This window comes from Erwinia pyrifoliae DSM 12163, assembly GCF_000026985.1.
Taxonomy (GTDB): Bacteria; Pseudomonadota; Gammaproteobacteria; order Enterobacterales; family Enterobacteriaceae; genus Erwinia; species Erwinia pyrifoliae.
In genome coordinates this window covers 1,606,878-1,626,933 of sequence record NC_017390.1, presented here as the reverse complement: position 1 = coordinate 1,626,933, position 20,056 = coordinate 1,606,878, and the positions used below count along the sequence as shown (strand labels likewise).

At 44.5% G+C, this 20,056-nt stretch carries 19 protein-coding genes; 7 read left to right on the top strand and 12 right to left on the bottom strand.

The window, feature by feature from the left end; all coding sequences use genetic code 11:
- The first annotated feature begins 2 nt into the window (after positions 1–2).
- The 6 genes from hisA (at position 3) to EPYR_RS07140 (ending at position 4,678) form a co-directional block, all read left to right on the top strand.
- On the top strand, positions 3–740 hold the full coding sequence (hisA, locus tag EPYR_RS07165) for a 1-(5-phosphoribosyl)-5-[(5-phosphoribosylamino)methylideneamino]imidazole-4-carboxamide isomerase (protein WP_012667736.1): 738 nt from the start codon (positions 3–5) through the stop codon (positions 738–740).
- Positions 722–1,498 carry an imidazole glycerol phosphate synthase subunit HisF gene (hisF, locus tag EPYR_RS07160; RefSeq protein ID WP_014538796.1) on the top strand — a complete coding sequence of 259 codons (777 nt, stop codon included), beginning with the start codon at positions 722–724 and terminating at the stop codon, positions 1,496–1,498. The genes hisA and hisF overlap by 19 nt, the downstream gene beginning before the upstream one ends.
- Complete coding sequence (gene hisIE, locus EPYR_RS07155; protein ID WP_012667734.1) at positions 1,492–2,103, top strand: bifunctional phosphoribosyl-AMP cyclohydrolase/phosphoribosyl-ATP diphosphatase HisIE; 612 nt, start codon at positions 1,492–1,494, stop codon at positions 2,101–2,103. The genes hisF and hisIE overlap by 7 nt, the downstream gene beginning before the upstream one ends.
- Before the next feature lie 55 nt (positions 2,104–2,158).
- On the top strand, positions 2,159–2,632 hold the full coding sequence (locus EPYR_RS07150) for a YbaK/prolyl-tRNA synthetase associated domain-containing protein (RefSeq protein ID WP_012667733.1): 474 nt from the start codon (positions 2,159–2,161) through the stop codon (positions 2,630–2,632).
- A 78-nt stretch (positions 2,633–2,710) separates the two neighbouring features.
- The gene (locus EPYR_RS07145) at positions 2,711–3,505 is read left to right on the top strand and encodes an ABC transporter substrate-binding protein (RefSeq protein ID WP_012667732.1); all 795 of its coding nucleotides are present in this window, start codon (positions 2,711–2,713) and stop codon (positions 3,503–3,505) included.
- Between the two features lie 57 nt (positions 3,506–3,562).
- The gene (locus EPYR_RS07140; RefSeq protein WP_012667731.1) at positions 3,563–4,678 is read left to right on the top strand and encodes a succinylglutamate desuccinylase/aspartoacylase family protein; all 1,116 of its coding nucleotides are present in this window, start codon (positions 3,563–3,565) and stop codon (positions 4,676–4,678) included.
- Between the two features lie 49 nt (positions 4,679–4,727).
- Here the strand turns inward: EPYR_RS07140 and gndA are convergent, their stop codons facing one another.
- A complete protein-coding gene (gndA, locus tag EPYR_RS07135; RefSeq protein WP_012667730.1) occupies positions 4,728–6,134 on the bottom strand; it encodes an NADP-dependent phosphogluconate dehydrogenase in 1,407 nt (468 codons plus the stop codon).
- Between the two features lie 333 nt (positions 6,135–6,467).
- On the opposite strand from gndA, the gene EPYR_RS07130 reads away from it, so the two are divergent.
- Positions 6,468–7,916, top strand: coding sequence for a UDP-N-acetyl glucosamine 2-epimerase (locus tag EPYR_RS07130; protein WP_012667729.1), 1,449 nt, complete (start codon positions 6,468–6,470; stop codon positions 7,914–7,916).
- Between the two features lie 50 nt (positions 7,917–7,966).
- Here EPYR_RS07130 and EPYR_RS07125 read toward each other — a convergent pair whose 3' ends face one another.
- The 11 genes from EPYR_RS07125 to galF all read right to left on the bottom strand — a co-directional run bounded on the left by EPYR_RS07125 (position 7,967) and on the right by galF (position 20,011).
- Positions 7,967–9,094 carry a glycosyltransferase family 4 protein gene (locus EPYR_RS07125; protein ID WP_012667728.1) on the bottom strand — a complete coding sequence of 376 codons (1,128 nt, stop codon included), beginning with the start codon at positions 9,092–9,094 and terminating at the stop codon, positions 7,967–7,969.
- 13 nt (positions 9,095–9,107) lie between these two features.
- The gene (locus EPYR_RS07120) at positions 9,108–10,013 is read right to left on the bottom strand and encodes a glycosyltransferase (RefSeq protein ID WP_014538793.1); all 906 of its coding nucleotides are present in this window, start codon (positions 10,011–10,013) and stop codon (positions 9,108–9,110) included.
- Positions 10,001–11,155 carry a UDP-galactopyranose mutase gene (gene glf / locus EPYR_RS07115; protein ID WP_012667726.1) on the bottom strand — a complete coding sequence of 385 codons (1,155 nt, stop codon included), beginning with the start codon at positions 11,153–11,155 and terminating at the stop codon, positions 10,001–10,003. The genes EPYR_RS07120 and glf overlap by 13 nt, the downstream gene beginning before the upstream one ends.
- Before the next feature lie 8 nt (positions 11,156–11,163).
- Entirely contained in the window at positions 11,164–13,056 is a 1,893-nt protein-coding gene (locus tag EPYR_RS07110) for a DUF4422 domain-containing protein (protein ID WP_012667725.1), read from the bottom strand.
- A 24-nt stretch (positions 13,057–13,080) separates the two neighbouring features.
- The gene (locus tag EPYR_RS07105; protein ID WP_012667724.1) at positions 13,081–13,821 is read right to left on the bottom strand and encodes an ABC transporter ATP-binding protein; all 741 of its coding nucleotides are present in this window, start codon (positions 13,819–13,821) and stop codon (positions 13,081–13,083) included.
- On the bottom strand, positions 13,821–14,588 hold the full coding sequence (locus EPYR_RS07100) for an ABC transporter permease (RefSeq protein ID WP_012667723.1): 768 nt from the start codon (positions 14,586–14,588) through the stop codon (positions 13,821–13,823). Before EPYR_RS07100 ends, EPYR_RS07105 begins: the two co-directional genes overlap by 1 nt.
- A 72-nt stretch (positions 14,589–14,660) precedes the next feature.
- A complete protein-coding gene (locus tag EPYR_RS07095) occupies positions 14,661–15,596 on the bottom strand; it encodes an NAD-dependent epimerase/dehydratase family protein (RefSeq protein WP_012667722.1) in 936 nt (311 codons plus the stop codon).
- A gap of 118 nt (positions 15,597–15,714) precedes the next feature.
- Entirely contained in the window at positions 15,715–16,581 is an 867-nt protein-coding gene (rfbA, locus tag EPYR_RS07090; RefSeq protein WP_012667721.1) for a glucose-1-phosphate thymidylyltransferase RfbA, read from the bottom strand.
- A gap of 1 nt (position 16,582) precedes the next feature.
- Positions 16,583–17,653 (bottom strand): dTDP-glucose 4,6-dehydratase, encoded by a 1,071-nt coding sequence (gene rfbB, locus EPYR_RS07085; protein WP_012667720.1) that lies wholly within the window; start codon positions 17,651–17,653, stop codon positions 16,583–16,585.
- A 393-nt stretch (positions 17,654–18,046) separates the two neighbouring features.
- Entirely contained in the window at positions 18,047–19,060 is a 1,014-nt protein-coding gene (gene galE / locus EPYR_RS07080) for a UDP-glucose 4-epimerase GalE (RefSeq protein ID WP_012667719.1), read from the bottom strand.
- A gap of 54 nt (positions 19,061–19,114) precedes the next feature.
- Positions 19,115–20,011: a UTP--glucose-1-phosphate uridylyltransferase GalF gene (galF, locus tag EPYR_RS07075; protein WP_012667718.1), complete on the bottom strand. Its 897-nt coding sequence runs from the start codon at positions 20,009–20,011 to the stop codon at positions 19,115–19,117.
- Positions 20,012–20,056: the final 45 nt, after the last annotated feature.

Below are 20,056 nucleotides of genomic sequence, written 5' to 3'. Positions count from 1 at the left end.
GGATGATTATCCCGGCGTTAGATTTGATTGATGGCAAAGTGGTACGCCTGCATCAGGGCGATTACGGCCAGCAGCGCGACTACGGCAGCGATGCGCTGCCACGCTTACAGGATTACCAGGACCAGGGCGCGCAAGTGCTGCACCTGGTCGATTTGACCGGAGCGAAAGATCCGGCAGCACGTCAGATCCCGCTGCTGTCACGGCTGCTGGCTGGCGTCAACGTTCCGGTACAGGTTGGCGGCGGCATTCGTCATCAGGACGATGTGGACGCCCTGCTGCAGGCCGGTGCCACGCGCGTGGTGGTTGGCTCTACCGCCGTGAAACAGCCAGAGGACGTGCAGCAGTGGTTCAGACAATACGGCGCGGACGCCATCGTGCTGGCGCTGGACGTGCGTATCGACGCCAGTAACCGCAAAGAAGTCGCAATCAGCGGCTGGCAGGAGGCGGCTGGCATCACGCTGGAAGAGGCAATCGAGCAGTTCCTGCCCTATGGCCTGAAGCATGTGCTGTGCACCGATATCTCACGCGATGGTACGCTGAAAGGCTCCAATGTTGATTTGTATCGCGAAGTATCAACGGGTTATCCGCAGATTGCCTTTCAGTCCTCTGGCGGTATCGGCTCGCTGCAAGACATCAACGCCCTGCGCGGCAGCGGCGCACAGGGGGTGATCGTCGGTCGCGCCCTGCTGGAAAATAAATTCACCGTATCGGAGGCGATTTCATGCTGGCAAAACGGATAATCCCCTGCCTTGACGTGCGTGATGGTCAGGTAGTGAAAGGCGTACAGTTTCGCAACCACGAAATCATTGGCGATATCGTGCCGCTGGCGCAGCGTTATGCAGAGGAAGGCGCTGATGAGCTGGTGTTTTATGATATCACCGCATCGTCGGACGGCCGTGTGGTAGACAAAAGCTGGATCTCGCGGGTAGCAGAGGTCATCGATATTCCCTTCTGCGTAGCGGGTGGCATTAAATCCGTTGAAGACGCTGCGCTGCTGCTCTCTTTCGGCGCGGACAAAATTTCAATTAACTCCCCGGCGCTGGCCAAACCGGAGCTGATTACCCGTCTGGCGGACCGCTTTGGCGTGCAGTGCATTGTGGTTGGCATTGATAGCTGGTACGACAGCGACAGCGGTAAATATCATGTCAACCAGTACACCGGCGATGAGAACCGCACCCGCGTCACCCGCTGGGAGACCCTCGACTGGGTAAGGGAAGTCCAGCAGCGCGGTGCCGGTGAGATCGTCCTGAATATGATGAATCAGGACGGGGTGCGCAGTGGTTACGACCTGATACAGCTGCAAAAAGTGCGCGCCGCCTGTAAAGTGCCGCTGATTGCTTCCGGCGGAGCAGGCAGCGTGGAACATTTCCATGAAGCCTTCCGTGACGCCGACGTTGACGGTGCGCTGGCCGCTTCGGTATTTCATAAGCAGATAGTGAATATTGGCGAACTGAAAAAGTTCCTGATTGAAAAAGGTGTGGAGATCCGCGTGTGTTAACAGAACAACAGCTGTCCCGGCTGGACTGGGAAAAAACTGACGGCATGATGCCAGCCATCGTGCAACACGCCGTTTCTGGCGAAGTATTGATGCACGGTTATATGAATCAGCAGGCGTTGGCGACAACGCTGACCAGCGGTAAGGTCACTTTCTGGTCGCGCACCAAACAGCGTCTGTGGACTAAGGGAGAAACCTCGCAACATTTTCTGCATGTGGTCAGCATCACCCCGGACTGTGACAACGATACGCTGCTGATACTGGCGCAACCGGCGGGTGCAACCTGCCATCTCGGCACGTCGAGCTGCTTCTCACCTGCAGCCGCCGACTGGACCTTCCTCTGGCAGCTGGAGCAATTACTGGCACAGCGCAAAGATGCCGATCCGGAAAGTTCCTACACTGCGCGGCTGTATGCCAGCGGCACCAAGCGCATCGCGCAGAAAGTGGGCGAGGAAGGGGTGGAAACCGCACTGGCGGCCACGGTTAACGATCGCGATGAGCTGACCAATGAAGCCTCCGATCTGGTTTATCACCTGCTGGTGCTGTTACAGGATCGGAACCTGAATCTGTCGGCGGTGATCGATAATCTGCGTCAACGCCATAAATAGCCAACGTCACTTATGTCAGGCCGGTTATCCGGCCTTTTTGCATTCAGGAGCCACCATGAGCACATTTGAAAAACTCACCGCCCTGCTCGACCAGCATCAGGCGCGTTACCAGGTGATGGAACATGAAGCCACGGGAAAATGTGCCGAGGTGGCCGCATTACGTGGCACCGAGCTGGGACAGGGGGCGAAAGCGCTGGTGTGCCATGTGAAGGGAAACGGGGTGAAACAGCATGTGCTGGCGGTACTGCCGGCTGATAAGCAGGCTAATCTTGCCCAGCTGGCCCAGGCGCTGGGCGGCACCCGTGCCTCGCTGGCCAGCCCGGCCGAAGTCGATAACTTAACCGGCTGCGTGTTTGGTGCTATCCCCCCTTTCAGTTTTCATCCTCAACTATTACTGGTGGCCGATCCCAGCCTGTTCAGCCGCTATCAGGAGCTGGCGTTTAATGCCGGACTGCTGGAAAAATCGATGGTGCTCAATACTGAAGATTACCGGCGTATCAGCAAGCCACAGCTGGTCGATTTCACCTGATAGCACCTTGCTGCTTCACATACGCGCCTGCAACAGGTAACGTTTAATGCTCGTTGACATAGTAAAATGAAGGGAATAATGAGAAAAATGAAACGGGCAACTGTCGGCAAACTGGCCGCACTAGCGCTGATGGCAGGCTGTAGCCTGACTGCACAGGCAAAAATTGAACAGGTGCGCTTCGCGGTAGATGCAAGCTATCCGCCGTTTGAATCGAAAACGCCTAAGGGCGAGCTGGTCGGCTTCGATATCGACCTCGGCAACGCGTTGTGCGCGCAGATGCAGGCCAACTGTGTCTGGGTGGAAAGCCAGTTTGACGGCATGATCCCGGCGCTAAAAGCACGTAAATTTGACGCTATCCTCTCCGATATGGGGATAACAGAAGAGCGCCTGAAGCAGATAAACTTTACCGTGCCGCTGTACGATACCCACACCCAGCTGATCGCGCGTAAAGGCTCCGGGCTGTTACCCACCGCTGACTCGCTGAAAGGTAAAAGCGTTGGCGTGGAACAAGGTACGGTTCAGGAACGCTATGCACTGGCGAAATGGCAGCCGCACGGCGTTAACGTGGTGGCCTACGGCGACCAGGCTCAGGTAGAAAATGACCTGGTTTCAGGACGCCTCGACGTGGTGTTTACCGATGCGGCCCAGGCAGCGATTGGCTTTCTGAAACATCCACAGGGACAGGATTTCGAGCTGGCCGGCCCGATTGTACAGGATCCGATTATCGGGCCAGGCACGGCGATTGGCCTGCGTAAGGGTGATGATGAGCTAAAAACCGCACTTGATAATGCCTTTGCCGAAATCAAGAAGAACGGCACCTTCGACCAGATCCAGAAGAAGTATTTCGCCACTGATATTTCCATTAAACAGTAACTTTTCGGCCGTGCCCGTCGGTACGGCTGTTTACCCTTTGCAGACAGTGAACCCATCATGCAACAACGCCATCATCCCCTGTTGAGCGCTTCGCCAGGCACCCGGCGTGAAATCATCAGCTATCACTTTGGTCAGCCATCGCCCCGTCAGGTCTATATCCAGGCCGCACTGCACGGTGATGAACTGCCTGGTATGGCGGTGGCCTGGTATCTGAAAAACAAGTTACTGGCACTGGAAGCAGCGGGCAATGTCTGTTCGCAGATAACCCTGGTGCCGGTGGCAAACCCGATTGCGCTTGGCCAGCACTGGCACGGCACTCATCTGGGACGTTTTGATAATGCTTCCGGCCAGGATTTTAACCGTCATTTCCCGGCATTTGGCCCGGCGCTGGCTGATGCGCTGGCCCCGAAGCTGACGCAAAACGTTGAACAGAATCAGCGTCTGATTCGCCATGCTATCAGCGACTGGTTTGCCAAACAGAGTGTAATAACCGAGCTACAGTCGCAGCGCCATATCCTGATGGAAATGGCGTGCCAGGCAGATCTGATGATTGACCTGCACTGTGACTGGGAGGCGCTAACACATCTCTACACCACACCGCAGGCCTGGCCGGCGATTGAACCGCTGGCGCGTTATCTGGGCAGTGAGGTACAGCTGATTGCTGAAACCTCCGGCGGTGAACCCTTTGATGAGGCCTGCCGCGAACCCTGGAACTTTCTACAGCGTGAACTGGGCGCAGACTTCCCGCTGCCTCAGGGGCTTCAGCCGGTCACGCTGGAGCTGCGCGGAGTACGCGATGTAAGCCATCAGCAGGCAGAGCAGGATGCAGATGCGATTATTCACGCTCTGGCACAGGCTGGCTGGCTGACTATTTCTCCCGCCACTCTTCCACCGCTATTAAACGCTGCGGTTCCGCTGGCGGGCTGCGAATATCTCAGCGCTCCCCATGCGGGAGTGATACTGCATCGTCGTGACATTGGAGAGTGGATCAATCCGGGAGACGTGGTGGCTGATATTCTTGACCCGCTCAACGATCGACTAACGCCGCTGGTGGCACAATTTGGCGGCAGGCTGTATGCACGCCACTGGGTACGATTCGCCACGGCGGGGATGCTGGTCAGCAGGCTGGCCGGGAATGAAGCCAGCAGGCGCGGAGAGTTATTAGTGCCCTGACGCAAAAAAGGCTTCCCGGAGGAAGCCTTAAAATCACATGCGGACTAAATCAGTCCAGCCATTCGGTGTGGAACACGCCGTCTTTGTCGGTACGTTTGTAGGTGTGAGCACCGAAGTAGTCGCGCTGCGCCTGGATCAGGTTCGCTGGCAGTACCGCTGAACGGTAGCTGTCATAGTAAGCGATCGCCGCAGAGAAGGTTGGCGTCGGGATGCCGTTCTGCACCGCATAAGCCACCACGTCACGCAGCGCCTGCTGGTACTCATCAGCAATGTTTTTGAAGTAAGGCGCTAACAGCAGGTTCGCGATATCGGCGTTATCTTCGTAAGCATCGGTGATTTTCTGCAGGAACTGGGCGCGGATGATGCAACCGGCACGGAAGATCTTGGCGATTTCGCCGTAGTTAAGATCCCAGTTGTTCTCGGTAGAAGCGGCTTTCAGCTGAGAGAAGCCCTGCGCGTAAGAAACGATTTTGCCAAGGTACAGCGCACGGCGCACTTTCTCAACAAATTCCGCTTTATCACCGCTAACGGTCTGCACTTGCGGACCAGACAACACTTTAGACGCCGCAACGCGTTGCGTTTTCAACGAAGAGAGGTAACGGGCAAACACGGATTCGGTGATCAGTGACAGCGGTTCGCCGAGATCCAGCGAGCTCTGGCTGGTCCACTTACCGGTGCCTTTGTTCGCCGCTTCGTCCAGAATCACATCGACCAGGTAGTTACCCTCTTCATCTTTCTTAGTGAAGATATCTTTGGTGATGTCAATCAGGTAGCTGCTCAACTCGCCTTCGTTCCACTCGCTAAAGGTTTTGGCCAGATCTTCATTGCTGAGATTTAGCGCGCCTTTCAGCAGGGAATAGGCTTCAGCAATTAGCTGCATATCGCCATATTCAATACCGTTGTGAACCATTTTCACATAATGACCGGCACCGTCTGGCCCCATATAGGCAACACAGGCTTCGCTTTCGGCAACGGCTGCAATTTCGGTAAGGATTGGCGCAACCAGCTCATAAGCTTCTTTCTGGCCACCAGGCATGATTGAAGGGCCTTTCAGCGCACCCTCTTCGCCGCCAGAAACGCCGGTGCCGATAAAGTTGAAGCCCTGCTCCGACAGTTCGCGGTTACGGCGAATGGTGTCTTTATAGAAGGTGTTACCCCCGTCAATCAGGATATCGCCTTTATCAAGATGTGGAGTGAGGGAAGCAATGGTCTTATCGGTTGCTTCACCGGCCTGCACCATCAGCAGGATCCGGCGCGGTTTCTCCAGAGAGCTAACAAACTCTTCGATGGTGTAATGTGGAACCAGCTTCTTACCTGGATTCTCTGCGACGACTTCATCGGTTTTTTCGCGTGAGCGGTTGAAGATAGAGACCGAGTAGCCGCGGCTCTCAATGTTGAGAGCCAGATTACGGCCCATTACCGCCATACCTACAACGCCGATCTGTTGCTTGGACATTACATACTCCTGTCAGGAAGTGTGAACGGGGTGAAGTTCACCTCGCAAATGGATGCCTTGATATTAACTTAAATGGAACACATGCATAAAGCGATAGATGGGATAGGTAGAAAAAAGCATTAGAAGACACAATGGTCGCGAGGCTGCTCACGGCAATCTGTTTAAGAAACAACCAGAAAGGGGTTACTCCTCACAAAGACACCTAAGAATTGCCTTAAAAAAATGTGGTGCATTAAGCATAGAAATGTATGTGTTTACTTAAAAAAAAATTATAATAAATCCTGTGTGGGAACCATGCAATCGAGCGAACAAAGTGCTAAATAAGGCAAAAATATGTTGATAAGAAAAATAAAATCTTTTATCTACCCATACCTGTATAAAAGGCAAGACCTGAGTTTGCAGAAGCAAGACGCCATCATGCAGAAGCATGAAGAATTGTGTCAAAAATTAGAAGAATTAAGGATATGTGTGAAAAATCAAAAGGATGAAATAGAGAATAACAACGACATAACATTCGTAGAAAATTCTCAAGTCATCATCAATAAAATAATTGAACAAAACGCTCAATTGAAAGGAGATGTTTCAGTTATAAAAAAAATCGTAGAAACGCTTCACCAAAAGATTAAGAATCTATCGGATGAAATAACTTGCGTTTTTCTGGTGCACAATGTCAGCGCATGGGACAGTTTAAGCCCGGTGTATGACGCGATGCTAAATGACCCAAGCTTCAATCCTATCGTTGCAAGTATAAATAAAAAATTTCCAGGCGAAATGAGTTTTGCCGGCGAGGATGCCGTTGATAACTATTTAAGTGAAGAAAAAATAAAACATATCCGGCTTAAGTCAGAAAACTCTCATGAAGACCTTGATATTATTAAAACGATCAAACCAGAAGTAATTTTTAGGCAGTCGCAATGGGATGCTGATGTTCCTCCAGCATTCTCATCACAAGAATTAAATTTCGCGCACCTTGCTTACGTCCCTTACGAAATCATGAATTTCCTCGGCAACGTAGATCCGAACGTTGAAAACAGCGTATTCCATAAACACTGCTCAATGCTGTTCGTCGCAAATAAATATGCATATGATTCACTCAAGGAAAACTCTGGCATAAGTGAAGAACGTATTTTCATCACAGGCCATCCTAAAGTGGAGAAATTACTTTCTTCAGAGGGCATCTGGCCCATTTCCTGGGCAGATGGGAGAAAGAACTATCGTGTTCTATGGGGAGCTCATCATAGTATTGAGAACAACTGGTCTAACTTCGGTACATTCCTGGAGATTTACCCGCAAATGCTTGAATGGGCAAAGGAGAATTCTCAAATAGATATTGTCTTTAGTCCTCATCCGGCCTTACTTACTACGTTAAAAAACGAGAAATATGATCATATCAGACATGATATTGATCTCTTTTTCAAAGAATGGAATGAGCTACCGAATACCATGCTATTCGAGAACAATACTTACGGGCCGTTATTCAAAGCATCAGATGCATTGATAATAGATGGTATAAGTTGGCTGCTAGAATATCAGATTTTGGAAAAACCAGTAGTGTTTTTAGAACGTAATGACCACCTTCCCTTCTTAACAAGTGGCGAAATAATTGCAGAAAGCGTTTGCCGAGTATCTGATTTTAATGGCGTAAAAGAAGCTATTAGCATTCTTATGGCAACTTCAGAAGATTGTTACAAACAACAACGCCAAATTACCCTAAATGAACTGCTACACATAAAAAAAGCTTCAGAAAACATATTAAAAGTAATAAAGGATACTTTACGTTAAAATTTAATAAACGCTATTATAAATCAATTAATAGAATCATTAAAATGGCGTTATATTAATTTTTTATAGACGGCAAGCGTGCTAGCTATAATGATTTCAGAAGAAAATTTCTTTGAAACGATTTCTGTACCACGCCTGCCCATTTTTTTTCTAGCTAAAGGGTATTGGAGCAGATAGCTGATGCGTTCAGCAAGTGAATCAACATCGTGTTTAGTCACCAGGAACCCATTTTCACCATCGATAACTAGGCTTCCACAACCGCCGCTATCATAGCAAATACAAGCACGGCCGATTGCGCATGATTCGAGTAAAATTCTGGGGATCCCTTCATTATAGACAGAAGGTAACACAACGAGATTAGCTCCCCCGATCAGCTGGGCAACGTCTTCAGACATGCCCAGCCATTCAATCCATCCATTTTCCACCCATTTTTGCATTACAGAATCCTGTATAGCATCTTTATCGTCAGTAACAGCGATTCCCGCAACAAGTATCCTAAAATTCACGTCTTGATCTTTGAGTTTTACTTTTGCTTGAATGAGATCATAGAGACCTTTAGACCAAATCAACCTACTGGCAAACAATATTATTGGAACTTCATTTAAAGGTTCAGGTTGATAACAAAATTGATCTGTATTGACGCCGGCTCCATCAATGACTGCAGTTTGATGAATGGATCCATGGGTTAACGTCAAGAGCTTATCTCTGTCAGAGTTATGTTCAAAAATGAACAAAGCTTTGGGATTTTTGAAAAAAAGTTTATAAACTTTAGTGATGAAATATTTCAATATTTTTAGAAATGGAGTATTACCATCAAAAAGTCTACCTAAACCAACAATGCTAAGAACAACAGGTTTCTTTCTAAGAAATGAGTATAACCCACCAATAATTATTGGTTTAATAGTAATGCAATGTAAGATATCCGGGGAGATACTCTTCATAATGGCAAAAAATTTACAAACACTTTTCGTGAACCGTATCACATTTAGAGACTGTGAATGAACATTAAGCTTGTAGCATTTGAGTCCCAAACCTTTAAATTTTTCATAGATGATCTCATTATCAAAATTACAGATAATATTAACCTCATAACCATTATCTCTGGCTGACAAAGCTCTTTCTAACCAATGTAAATCAAAATACCAGTCAGTATTGATAAAATAGCAGATCTTATGCATGAAAGAACACCTATCAATGACGCCGTCCCGTTTTGAGTGAACGCCCATCAACTAAAGCTTTAAAGAAGTATTTGATATACTGCACAGGAGATGGTTGTCTGAAAGATATAACAAAATACTTTATCAGGCGCATGCAAATGAAACACAATGAGAACGGCCCATCAGAACCGAAATATTTACTTTCAAGCAGTAAGTTCCTGACAAGATAATAAACTTTCCAGCTTGGCTCTATAGACTTTGCACTCGTATTTATATCATGCGTGAAAGTTATCTCCGGCAAGTAGTGTAGACGAAAGCCACGAAGATGAAGATGGTATGAATAGTAGATATCATCAAAGTATATAAATAAGTCGTCGTGAATATAATTAGTAGTATCGCAAAGAAGATCTCTTTTTATTATCAAACCTACAAAAGAAAAAGAAATGATTTCCTCTCGACGCTCCCCACTAACACAATAAGAATGAGGCTCTCGCAGATACGCAATATTTTCTCTGAAGCTAACGGGATATTTCATCCAAGGTGCATTCATTTTACAAACATCGCCAGATGAATCAATCACCTTTGCAGCATATGCATCGTATCTGTTAACTTCGGATATATTATCAAAACATTCGACAATATCTTCTTGAGGATAAGCATCATCATCATAGATGAAAACCCAATCGGCACTGATATTATCTTTTATAAATTGAGCACCTTTTTTAAACCCACCGGCCCCACCAGAGTTATCAGATAGATGAAGTCGATGTAGTCTCGTATCTACTATAGTATTAAGCCACTCCTTAGTTCCGTCGGTAGAAGCATTGTTGACAATAACAATATCGTCAAATGATTGGCGGGCCGTTGAGGCCCAGCACAACATTAGCTTGTTCAGCCGATTATAAGTGACAATTAATGCAACTGTTCTCATCTTACACATACCGTAAACGCCGGCATTATTTTGTTTTTATCATTGATTGAATCAAGATAAGTCTCAGCAGTTTTCAGTGCTTCAGCAATCGTCACATCCATATCGAGATAACGATATGTACCCAGACGGCCTACAAAAGTAATATTTTCTTCCTTTTCGGCGAGGTCGAGATACTTATGCAAGATTTTCATCTCTCCCATTTGGCGGATTGGATAATATGGGGTGTCTGACTCTTCACAGGATCGACTAAATTCTTTATAGCAAATAGATTTTTTGTGACTCTCCCAAGGAGAGAAATATTTATGCTCAGTGATGCGAGTATAAGGTACATCCTGCTCGCTATAATTCATTACCGCGCATCCTTGATAATCACCATTGTAACTAAAACGTTCAAAATCCAGTGTGCGATAGCCTAATCGACCGAATTTATTTTTATAGAAAGCATCCAGAGGGCCACTATAGAAAACATGATCGTATAAGCTACGCTCTTCATTATTATAATCAACATTAAGATCAATGGTGATATTTGGGTGCTGAGCCATATTTTCAATCATCTCAGTATAACCTTTTTCTGGCATACCTTGGTACTTATGATTGAAGTAGTTGTCGTCGTAGTTGAATCGCACCGGTAACCGTTTGAGTATGGAAGCCGGTAGCTCAGAAGGTTTTATTCCCCACTGTTTAATTGTGTATCCTTTGAAGAATGCCTCATATAGCTCTTTACCTACAAACCTCAGTGCCTGCTGCTCGAAGGTAACAGGAGACTCGATTGAGCTATCCCCCTTACTTTCAATCAGTTTTTTTGCCTCATCAGGGCTACATGTTTTATTAAAAAACTGATTAATCGTGTGCAAATTAATTGGAAGTGAGAAAACTCTGCCCTTGTAAGTCGCCTTGACTCTATTTATAAAAGGCATCATAACTGTAAATTGATTTACGAAATCCCATACTTCCTTATTATCGGTATGAAAAATATGTGGTCCATAGGTATGAACCATAACATTCGTTTCCTGATCCCGAGCGTCATAGCAGTTACCTGCGATGTGATTACGACGATCGATAATACGAATCGTATGTCCATTTTCAGCCAGTTTACGGGCAATGACGACACCAGAAAAACCTGCGCCTACGATTAATATTTTTTTACTCATTTTTTTTCCTAACCTAAAATTCTGCGTCTAATTTTATAATAGATACGGGCTATGTCGCTTCGACGCTGTGTTCCTCGTGGAGCAATTCTATCGAGATATGGGAGTAATTTTCTTTTTATCTTTGTCTGCAATAATTCTATCTTAATATTTTTAGTATGAACTGTTGCGGTTGGGACAGATAAATGAAGAAGTTTCGAATAAACTTCCAGCTCCCAAGGAGTACCTTGGACATTTTTGATAAAGTTATCGTAATAATCCACTTTATCAGTATGCCAGGGCTTATTCTCACCTGCAAAGTGAATCATTTTTGGATTTTTTCTAGCCTTAAGGTAACGACTATATGTAGAGAACTTAAGATTTGGGTAAAAGGTATCGGTATGGCCATTACCATGATATACGTTCCACTCCAATGGTAGAAAATGTACACGCCCGTGGAATACTTTATTCATAATATCTTGGTCCAGAAACCAGAATTTTTGTCCCTTGAGCTCATTCATCAACCTGGAGAAAATATCCTCTTTATTCATTGCATCGATATTGAAGACCATAATACCACCCTGAAAATACTCTTCAGGCTTGCTTAGAGCGAGCTTGGTTTTGAGATATTCCCCAGCTGTTTGTACACCTTCATCAGACTCCGCAATACTTCCGAACTGAACAAATCCTTCCATTACGATATCCTGGACAGCTGCGACAAGTTTATTACCTAATGGAATATCTATAAGTTCAGCCAAGTCACTTTCAACAACTGTATCAGTATCAATAAATACTACCTTTTTAAAACCCCTAAAAAGGCGAGGAATAAATAGTCTTGAGTATGTCGCGATAGTAAAGGGTGGTCTGATGTGAACATCTTTTATTTCATCAAAAGCATGTACGCTGAAAAAACGAATACAGAAATTATCTATATTATTAATGAGTGAGAGTATTCGATTCTTGTTTTTATCAGACAATCCATTATCTAAAATAACCAAATCGTAGTTTTTTACACTACTTGCATTGTTTAGTATTGATTTAATCAGCCCGCCTAATGCCATTGCGTAATTATCATCAGAGCAGATCACTATAGGTACTGAGTTGTTGATATACTGCGGTAAAAGATAACTATTAAACTTTTCTTTATTAATAAAAGTGCGCTGTATTTCTTTTATTTTTATTGCTGAGTCGCCAATCTTTTTGATAATGAAAATATTGAAGAGTCTTTCAGATAAATGTCCAAATACTCTTTTTTCTTGCTGTGAATAATTTCTAAAGTAGAGAGTTTCCTCCAGATCGCTCAAAATTGAGAACAACCACTCTGAATACTCTATAAAAAGGTCACGTTTCATAACGTACATATTAGTATAATAACCATTATGTGCATCATTAAATTTAGTTACATCAGTTTGGTACTCAGGGTATTTATTAGTTAGAATGTCGAGTGCGTTTTGATAGTCTTCAATGTGTAAGTGATCAGAAGCTTTATAATGCTCAAAATTATTTATGTTTCCAGCTGCTTTAACCGACCACTTTTTAGGCAGAAGCAAGTCTGCGTCACCAATGCACTTTTTTATTGAATCTTCATTCAAACCAAATTCATTTTCGTAGTCAGTATTAATTTCAGAGCGATTGACCATGCCCCACACATCTTCATCTTTATACTGATCATCAGAAAAATTGAAATGTCTCCGGTAGTGCATGAAACCAACATAGTCAGGGATGTCTGTGTTTTTCCAAACCCAATAATGAGCGGTTAGTTCGCAGTAAAAGGGATTTTTTAGCGAAATACTATCCCCGCTGTCATCTCCCGGGCAGCATATCTCATCAAGAGAATTAGCTTTGCCTACATGAAGGGGTTTAATTACTGGAGAACTCAAAAAAGCACTTGGTTTATGATGTGATGTGTAGATAGAAATTTTCATTCAATGTCGACTCTTGATATAATTTTATGCCATTGCAATCTTATAGGCACTGATAACTTCACTGGATTTGCCAGTCATTTTTAAGCGATGATTCTCGATCCAAATAACTCGATCACAAACTTTTTCGATATCGGATAAATTGTGGCTGACAAAAAGAATGGTTACACCCTTCTTCTTGAATTCATTAATAGTGTTAATGCATTTCCTTTGGAAAGCGATGTCGCCTACTGCCAGCACTTCATCAATAATTAAAATGTCCGGATTAATCTGCGAAATAACAGAGAAACCGAGTTTTGCCAGCATACCGCTAGAGTAAACTCGTATAGGCTCGTCAATGAATTCACCTAACTCAGAAAATTCTATAATGTCGTTTATTCGAGCGTTAAGCTCTTTGCGGCGTAATCCCAGAAGAGTGGCATTAAGCCGTATATTTTCTCTACCCGTTAACTCCGGATGAAATCCACCACCGAGCTCCAACATCGATGCCACGCGTCCGACAACGTTCACTTCACCTGCTGTCGGTTTTAATACACCAGCAACCAAACCAAGGGACGTACTCTTTCCAGCACCGTTTCGGCCAATTAAAGCAACGGATTCCCCCTTTTCCACCCTGAAGTTTATATCCTCAATTGCAAGATAACTGCGACCGCTTAATAAACTCAAGGCCCTAATTGGATTGAAAACAAGCTCTTTGATACCTGAACCGATGTGATGGTATAGCGGATATGATTTGGTGACATTAATGAATTCAATTACAACACTCATTATAAAATCTCTGCAAATCTATGTTTAAGCTTATTGAAGATCAAGCTGCCAAGAAGTAGGAAAATTGCACCGTATACGTAAAGTTCACTCACTAAGCCATAGTTAAGTGTATTATGCATAAACAATTCCCGCCAACTAAGTATCATTGATGCAAAAGGATTATAGTCAATTAGCCATCTATATTCTTGAGGTATCATTTCTGCAGAATATAAAATTGGTGTGCAATAGAACAGTAACATGATCCCCAAACTTACAAATCTTTCTAAATCACGGAAAAAGAGATTGAGCGTTGAAAAAATCAGGGCAATACCAAGCATTAATATAATCTGAGCCAACCCAATTAGCGGAATACCCCAGATCCAATTAAGTGCTGGGCGCATATCATAGATAAAGAGGAATACAAGTATAACCGGGATTGTACAGAGAAAGTGCAGGCATTCCATAAGCACATTACAAAGCGGGATCACTGAACGTGGAAACACTGTTTTTTTTATTATTTGAGCATTTGATAAGAAAGAAAACAGTGAATTGACGGTCGAGCTGGCAAACCACTGCCACGGAAATAACCCAGCGATAATAAATACGGTATAATTTGGTATTTGAACTCTCATAATAAGTTTGAAAATGAAGAAATATATCATGGCAAACAATAAAGGGTTTGCTATAGACCAAAGATACCCGAAGAAGCTGCTTTTGTATCTGACTTTAAGTTCTTTTTCAGTTATGACTGTTACCAAATCATAAAGGTAACCTATACTAAACTTCATAATTTTCTCATCATTAGATTACTTCACGGGGAAGGTTTTACAGATTTAAAATCAAGCTAGCATTAAAATTGATTAGCTCGTAACAGAATCAGTACCTAGCTGATGATGTACATACATATGCATGCTTTTCATCCCTTCATAGACTGATATGAAGCTTCTTTTACCAATTTTAGTCTGAACTTTAGAAGTATCGAGGATGCTGTAGCTAATATCTCCGACCTTTTTATTGTGCATTACTAAATTCAATTTATTACCGCTAATGACTTCAGCGTAGTGCAATATTTCTTTCAAACTCGTCCCTTTTCCCGAACCAATGTTATATATATCGTTCCAAGAGTAATTATTGTTGACTAATGCGTACGTCATCTCACAGACATCATCTATATGTATATAATCTTTGCAAATACCTACATCGCCATATATATGCATATCTTCTTTTTTAATTGCATTTTTTAAGGCGACACCGATTATCCTGTTCAACTTTTGATATTGTCCATAGACATTAGCAGGACGTAATATCAAATAATTGAATGTAGAATTTGTTCGATTTTCATATGCCAGATAACGTTCTGAAACTTCCTTTATCCACCCATAGAAACTGACCGGAGATAGTTCGTGCCGCTCATCGATTGGGGCATCCGATACGCCATAGATGGATCCGCCGGATGAAAAATACACCAATTTATATACACTGTACTTTCTCATCAAAGAGATAATATCAATTAAACAAGACAAGTTCACTGACACTAAATCTTGGCAGCTACCAAAAGAATCCGTTGCTGATATACTTGTCAACGAGTGAAAAACAAAATCTATTTTATGATTATTAAATACAAATTCTAAATCAGTCAAGTTTCTGATATCACCCACAATCTTCTCAAGATTAGGATGCTCAATTACCGGCATTGAACGTCCAAAAGTGATAACTTTGTAGTTTTTATTGCAATAAAATGCAATCAAATTGGTTCCTATAAATCCTGAACCTCCTAATATCAAAACCGTTGGCATGGTAACTCCTTTAACTCACCTACTTTGTTTGCAAATATGTATTAAATTCAGCATCCTGCTATATTTAGCTCTTAATTGAATAAAATGTGTTCAAAATTCAGTAGTGTCTGCCTGAGATCTAGCCACTAATGACAGTATGAAGATATTTGCCGTAATCAGTTTTCTCAAGCGATTTTGCCAAATCAGCTAGTTGCGCTTTGGTTATCCAACCTTTTCTGAAAGCGATTTCTTCAAGGCAGGCTACTTTTAAACCCTGTCTTTTTTCAATGGTATGTATGAATTGTGATGCTTCAATCAAGCTATCATGAGTCCCGGTATCTAGCCATGCAAACCCGCGCCCTAATAACTCAACCTCAAGCAAGCCATTCTGAAGGTACATTTCATTTAGTGCAGTAATTTCTAATTCACCACGGTGAGATGGTTTTACTTTTTTTGCCATCTCGACTACATTTTTGTCATAAAAGTACAGACCTGTTACTGCCCAATTTGATTTTGGCTTCTCAGGTTTTTCTTCAATTGAAAGGGCTTTAAAAGCCTGATCGAAATCTACAACACCAAAACGACCCGGATCCTTTACCTGATAGCCAAATACGGTTGCACCTGTTTTCTTGGCAGCGATATTCTCAAGAACTGGAGCAAATCCCTGACCAAAGAAAATATTATCACCTAAAACCAAAGCACATTCGTCACCATCAATAAACTTCTCGCCAATGATAAATGCCTGAGCTAATCCATCCGGGCTGGGTTGTATTGCAAATTGCAGGTTAATACCAAAATCACCACCATCACCAAGTAATCTTTGAAATGAACTCAGATCCTGCGGTGTGGTAATAATAAGGATATCTTTAATGCCCGCCAACATTAGCACTGAAAGAGGGTAGTAGATCATTGGCTTATCATAAACCGGCAAGAGCTGCTTTGATAAACCTCGAGTGATAGGATGTAGACGTGTGCCAGATCCTCCTGCTAAGATAATTCCTTTCATATCAAAAATCCTTTACCTCTAAACATCTTTCACCAGCGTAGGATCCATCCAGAACCCGTTTCCACCATTCTGTATTTTCCAGATACCAGCGGACGGTCTTCTCAAGTCCCGTCTCAAAAGTTTCTTCGGGTAACCAGCCCAGTTCTTTTTCAATTTTTGTTGCATCAATCGCATAGCGTAAATCATGTCCCGGACGATCCTGGACAAAAGTGATAAGTACAGAATAGTCAGTAATACCGCGGGGCTTATCGACTACAAGACGATTGAGGACTCTGCAGATAGTATTCACCACATCGATGTTCTGTCGTTCGTTATGACCTCCGATATTATAGGTTTCGCCAACAATACCTGCAGTAGCTACCCGATATAATGCTCTGGCGTGATCTTCCACATAAAGCCAGTCTCGAACCTGTTTACCATCACCATAAACGGGCAATGGCTTGCCTGCGAGCGCATTTAATATCGTCAGAGGAATTAATTTCTCCGGGAAATGGTATGGCCCATAATTATTTGAACAGTTTGTTATTAGTGCCGGTAAGCCATAAGTACGCTGCCAAGCTCTGACCAGATGGTCGCTGGACGCTTTTGAAGCAGAGTAAGGACTGCTAGGTGCATAAGCGGTTTGCTCGGTAAACAAATCGTCTGTGCCGTGTAAATCTCCAAACACTTCATCTGTAGATATATGATGAAATCGAAATGCTTCTTTTCTTTCTACTGGCAGCCCAAGCCAATACCTTCTGGCTGCTTCGAGTAAAACATATGTTCCAATTATATTTGTCTCAATGAAAGCCGCCGGACCATTGATTGAACGATCGACATGACTTTCGGCAGCCAAATGCATAACAACGTCGGGTTCGAAATCATTAAATGCATGATTGAGTGACTCGGGATCGCAAATGTCTGTTTTAGAGAAATGATAACGAGAGCTATCACTGATACCCTGCAAAGACTCTAAATTACCTGCATAAGTAAGCTTATCAACATTTAATACAACATCATCAGTATTGTTGATGATATGACGTATAACGGCTGAACCAATGAAGCCAGCACCACCGGTTACCAAAATTTTCATAGTATTTCTCACAACACTGTGTTTTTATTGAGGTTTAGACGTGTAGCGGAGAAGATAGGGGCAGTCACATAAAAAAAGCACGCTACCGCCCCTGAGTTAAGGCTCTCAGCATGCCGATGCAGCTAACTATTGTCTGTTGTGAAAAGCCGCTAACTGGTATGCGCTGTAGAGATTATATCATTCGCATTTTTTGAAAACTAATGAAAAATGGTGCAATACCAGCATAGCTTTGAGCGTTCCAGCATTATAAATGCTAATATTTCATAGTGGATAAGATACTTAATCTAAGACTAAAAAGATATTACTACCTGATGTTTAACAAAAGACATTCAACAACTTCATTTAACAAAAAACCCAGCACTCGCTGGGTTTTGCATTAGTTACTGCTATCAATCAGCTATAGCCTTGAGGATTCTGACTCTGCCAGTTCCACGTATCACGCATCATCTCGTCAATGCCGCGCGAAACGCGCCAGTTAAGCTCTTTTTCAGCCAGCGCGGCATCGGCCCAGAAAGCAGCCAGGTCGCCATCGCGTCGTGGAGAAATCTGGTATGCCACCGGCCGGCCAGACGCTTTTTCAAATGCCTTAACCATCTCCAACACCGAGTAACCTTCCCCTGCTCCGAGGTTATAGGCTTTGTATCCTTCAATCGATTCCAGATGATCAAGCGCCTTGAGGTGCCCCTCTGCCAGATCCATGACATGGATATAGTCACGGACGCCTGTGCCATCTTTTGTCGGATAGTCATCACCAAAGATGCCGAGTTTTTCCAGACGACCAATAGCCACTTGGGCAATATACGGCAGCAGATTGTTAGGGATGCCATTGGGATCTTCGCCAATCTGACCTGATTCGTGCGCGCCTACCGGGTTAAAATAGCGTAATGCAATGGTTTTGAATTCCGGGTTAGCTTTAGCGTAATCACGCAGTATCTGCTCAACCATCAGCTTGGAAGTACCGTAGGGGCTGGTGGTACCACCGATTGGCGTGGTTTCAACGTAAGGTACAGGCGCATCGGCACCATATACGGTGGCTGATGAGCTGAAAATGAACTGATTCACCCCGGCGCTGCGCATTTCTTCCAGCAGCACCAGCGTACCGGTAACGTTATTTTGATAATATTCCAGCGGCTTGCGCGTCGATTCCCCTACGGCCTTAAGTCCGGCAAAGTGGATTACGGCGCTAATGCAGTGAGCGCTGAAAATACGACGCAAACAGGCACGATCGAGGATGTCACCTTCAATGAAGGTCGCTGTTTTACCAGTTAACTTTTCAACACGGTTAATCGACTCGCGCGCCGCATTACTCAGATTATCCAGTACGACCACGTCATCACCGCGTTGCAGCAATGAAAGTACGGTATGGGATCCGATATAGCCTGCTCCACCCGTGACTAAAATAGACATTCAAACTCCTTCAGTCAGGCCGCGCAAGTGGCACGGCGGTGATCAGATTTGGTATTATTTCGCCAGGATTTTCTGGATCTCGTCGCGGAACTCACGCCCCTGACTATGGTTACGCAAGCCCCAGGTAACGAAGGCTTTCATATAACCAAGTTTACGTCCGCAATCAAAGCTATCGCCACTGAGCAATTGAGCATCTACAGGCATCTTCTTGTTTAAGCTGGCGATGGCATCGGTTAACTGGTAGCGCCCCCACGCACCCGGCTCCAGCGCTTCCAGCTCGGGCCAAATATCGGCTGATAACACATAGCGCCCCACAGCGGCAAGATCGGAGTTCAGCATCTCTGGGTTTTCGGGTTTTTCAACGAAATCCAGAATGGAGCTGACTTTGCCAGGGAAGTCCAATGACTCCTCAGTGGTAATCACGGAGTACTCTGAAAGATCGGCTTCCGGCATGTGATGAGCCAGCACCTGACTACGTCCGGTTTCTTCAAAACGTGCTACCATCGCCGCCAGGTTGTAGCGCAACGGATCGGCGCTGGCATTATCCAGCAGCACATCAGGCAGCACCACCACAAACGCCTCATCATGCAGCATTGGACGGGCGCACAGCAAAGCATCGGCAAGCCCCAGCGGCTGGGGTTGGCGCACGTTCATAATCGTTACACCTGGTGGGCAGATCGATTTTACCTCACTCAGCAGGGAGCGTTTAACGCGGGCTTCAAGCAAGGCTTCAAGTTCATAGGAAGTATCAAAATGGTTTTCAACCGCATTCTTGGATGCATGGGTGACCAGAACGATTTCCTTTATACCCGCCGCCACGCACTCATCAATGATGTATTGAATCATTGGCTTATCGACTATGGGCAACATCTCTTTAGGAATAGCTTTTGTCGCAGGGAGCAGATGCATTCCGAGACCCGCAACCGGTATAACTGCTTTCAGCTTGGTCATAATTTTTCCATATGAATGATGTCAAAAACTTAAATTTATTATGCA

What these genes read in the sequence shown, in the direction of transcription:
- EPYR_RS07095 (WP_012667722.1), bottom strand. Translation starts at nt 15,596, where the DNA reads ATGCCAACGGTTTTGATATTAGGAGGTTCAGGATTTATAGGAACCAAT.
- EPYR_RS07110 (WP_012667725.1), bottom strand. Translation starts at nt 13,056, where the DNA reads ATGAAAATTTCTATCTACACATCACATCATAAACCAAGTGCTTTTTTG.
- galE (WP_012667719.1), bottom strand. Translation starts at nt 19,060, where the DNA reads ATGTCTATTTTAGTCACGGGTGGAGCAGGCTATATCGGATCCCATACC.
- EPYR_RS07120 (WP_014538793.1), bottom strand. Translation starts at nt 10,013, where the DNA reads ATGTGTAAGATGAGAACAGTTGCATTAATTGTCACTTATAATCGGCTG.
- hisA (WP_012667736.1), top strand. Translation starts at nt 3, where the DNA reads ATGATTATCCCGGCGTTAGATTTGATTGATGGCAAAGTGGTACGCCTG.
- EPYR_RS07140 (WP_012667731.1), top strand. Translation starts at nt 3,563, where the DNA reads ATGCAACAACGCCATCATCCCCTGTTGAGCGCTTCGCCAGGCACCCGG.
- EPYR_RS07150 (WP_012667733.1), top strand. Translation starts at nt 2,159, where the DNA reads ATGAGCACATTTGAAAAACTCACCGCCCTGCTCGACCAGCATCAGGCG.
- gndA (WP_012667730.1), bottom strand. Translation starts at nt 6,134, where the DNA reads ATGTCCAAGCAACAGATCGGCGTTGTAGGTATGGCGGTAATGGGCCGT.
- glf (WP_012667726.1), bottom strand. Translation starts at nt 11,155, where the DNA reads ATGAGTAAAAAAATATTAATCGTAGGCGCAGGTTTTTCTGGTGTCGTC.
- rfbB (WP_012667720.1), bottom strand. Translation starts at nt 17,653, where the DNA reads ATGAAAATTTTGGTAACCGGTGGTGCTGGCTTCATTGGTTCAGCCGTT.
- EPYR_RS07105 (WP_012667724.1), bottom strand. Translation starts at nt 13,821, where the DNA reads ATGAGTGTTGTAATTGAATTCATTAATGTCACCAAATCATATCCGCTA.
- EPYR_RS07125 (WP_012667728.1), bottom strand. Translation starts at nt 9,094, where the DNA reads ATGCATAAGATCTGCTATTTTATCAATACTGACTGGTATTTTGATTTA.
- EPYR_RS07100 (WP_012667723.1), bottom strand. Translation starts at nt 14,588, where the DNA reads ATGAAGTTTAGTATAGGTTACCTTTATGATTTGGTAACAGTCATAACT.
- EPYR_RS07130 (WP_012667729.1), top strand. Translation starts at nt 6,468, where the DNA reads ATGTTGATAAGAAAAATAAAATCTTTTATCTACCCATACCTGTATAAA.
- galF (WP_012667718.1), bottom strand. Translation starts at nt 20,011, where the DNA reads ATGACCAAGCTGAAAGCAGTTATACCGGTTGCGGGTCTCGGAATGCAT.
- hisF (WP_014538796.1), top strand. Translation starts at nt 722, where the DNA reads ATGCTGGCAAAACGGATAATCCCCTGCCTTGACGTGCGTGATGGTCAG.
- rfbA (WP_012667721.1), bottom strand. Translation starts at nt 16,581, where the DNA reads ATGAAAGGAATTATCTTAGCAGGAGGATCTGGCACACGTCTACATCCT.
- EPYR_RS07145 (WP_012667732.1), top strand. Translation starts at nt 2,711, where the DNA reads ATGAGAAAAATGAAACGGGCAACTGTCGGCAAACTGGCCGCACTAGCG.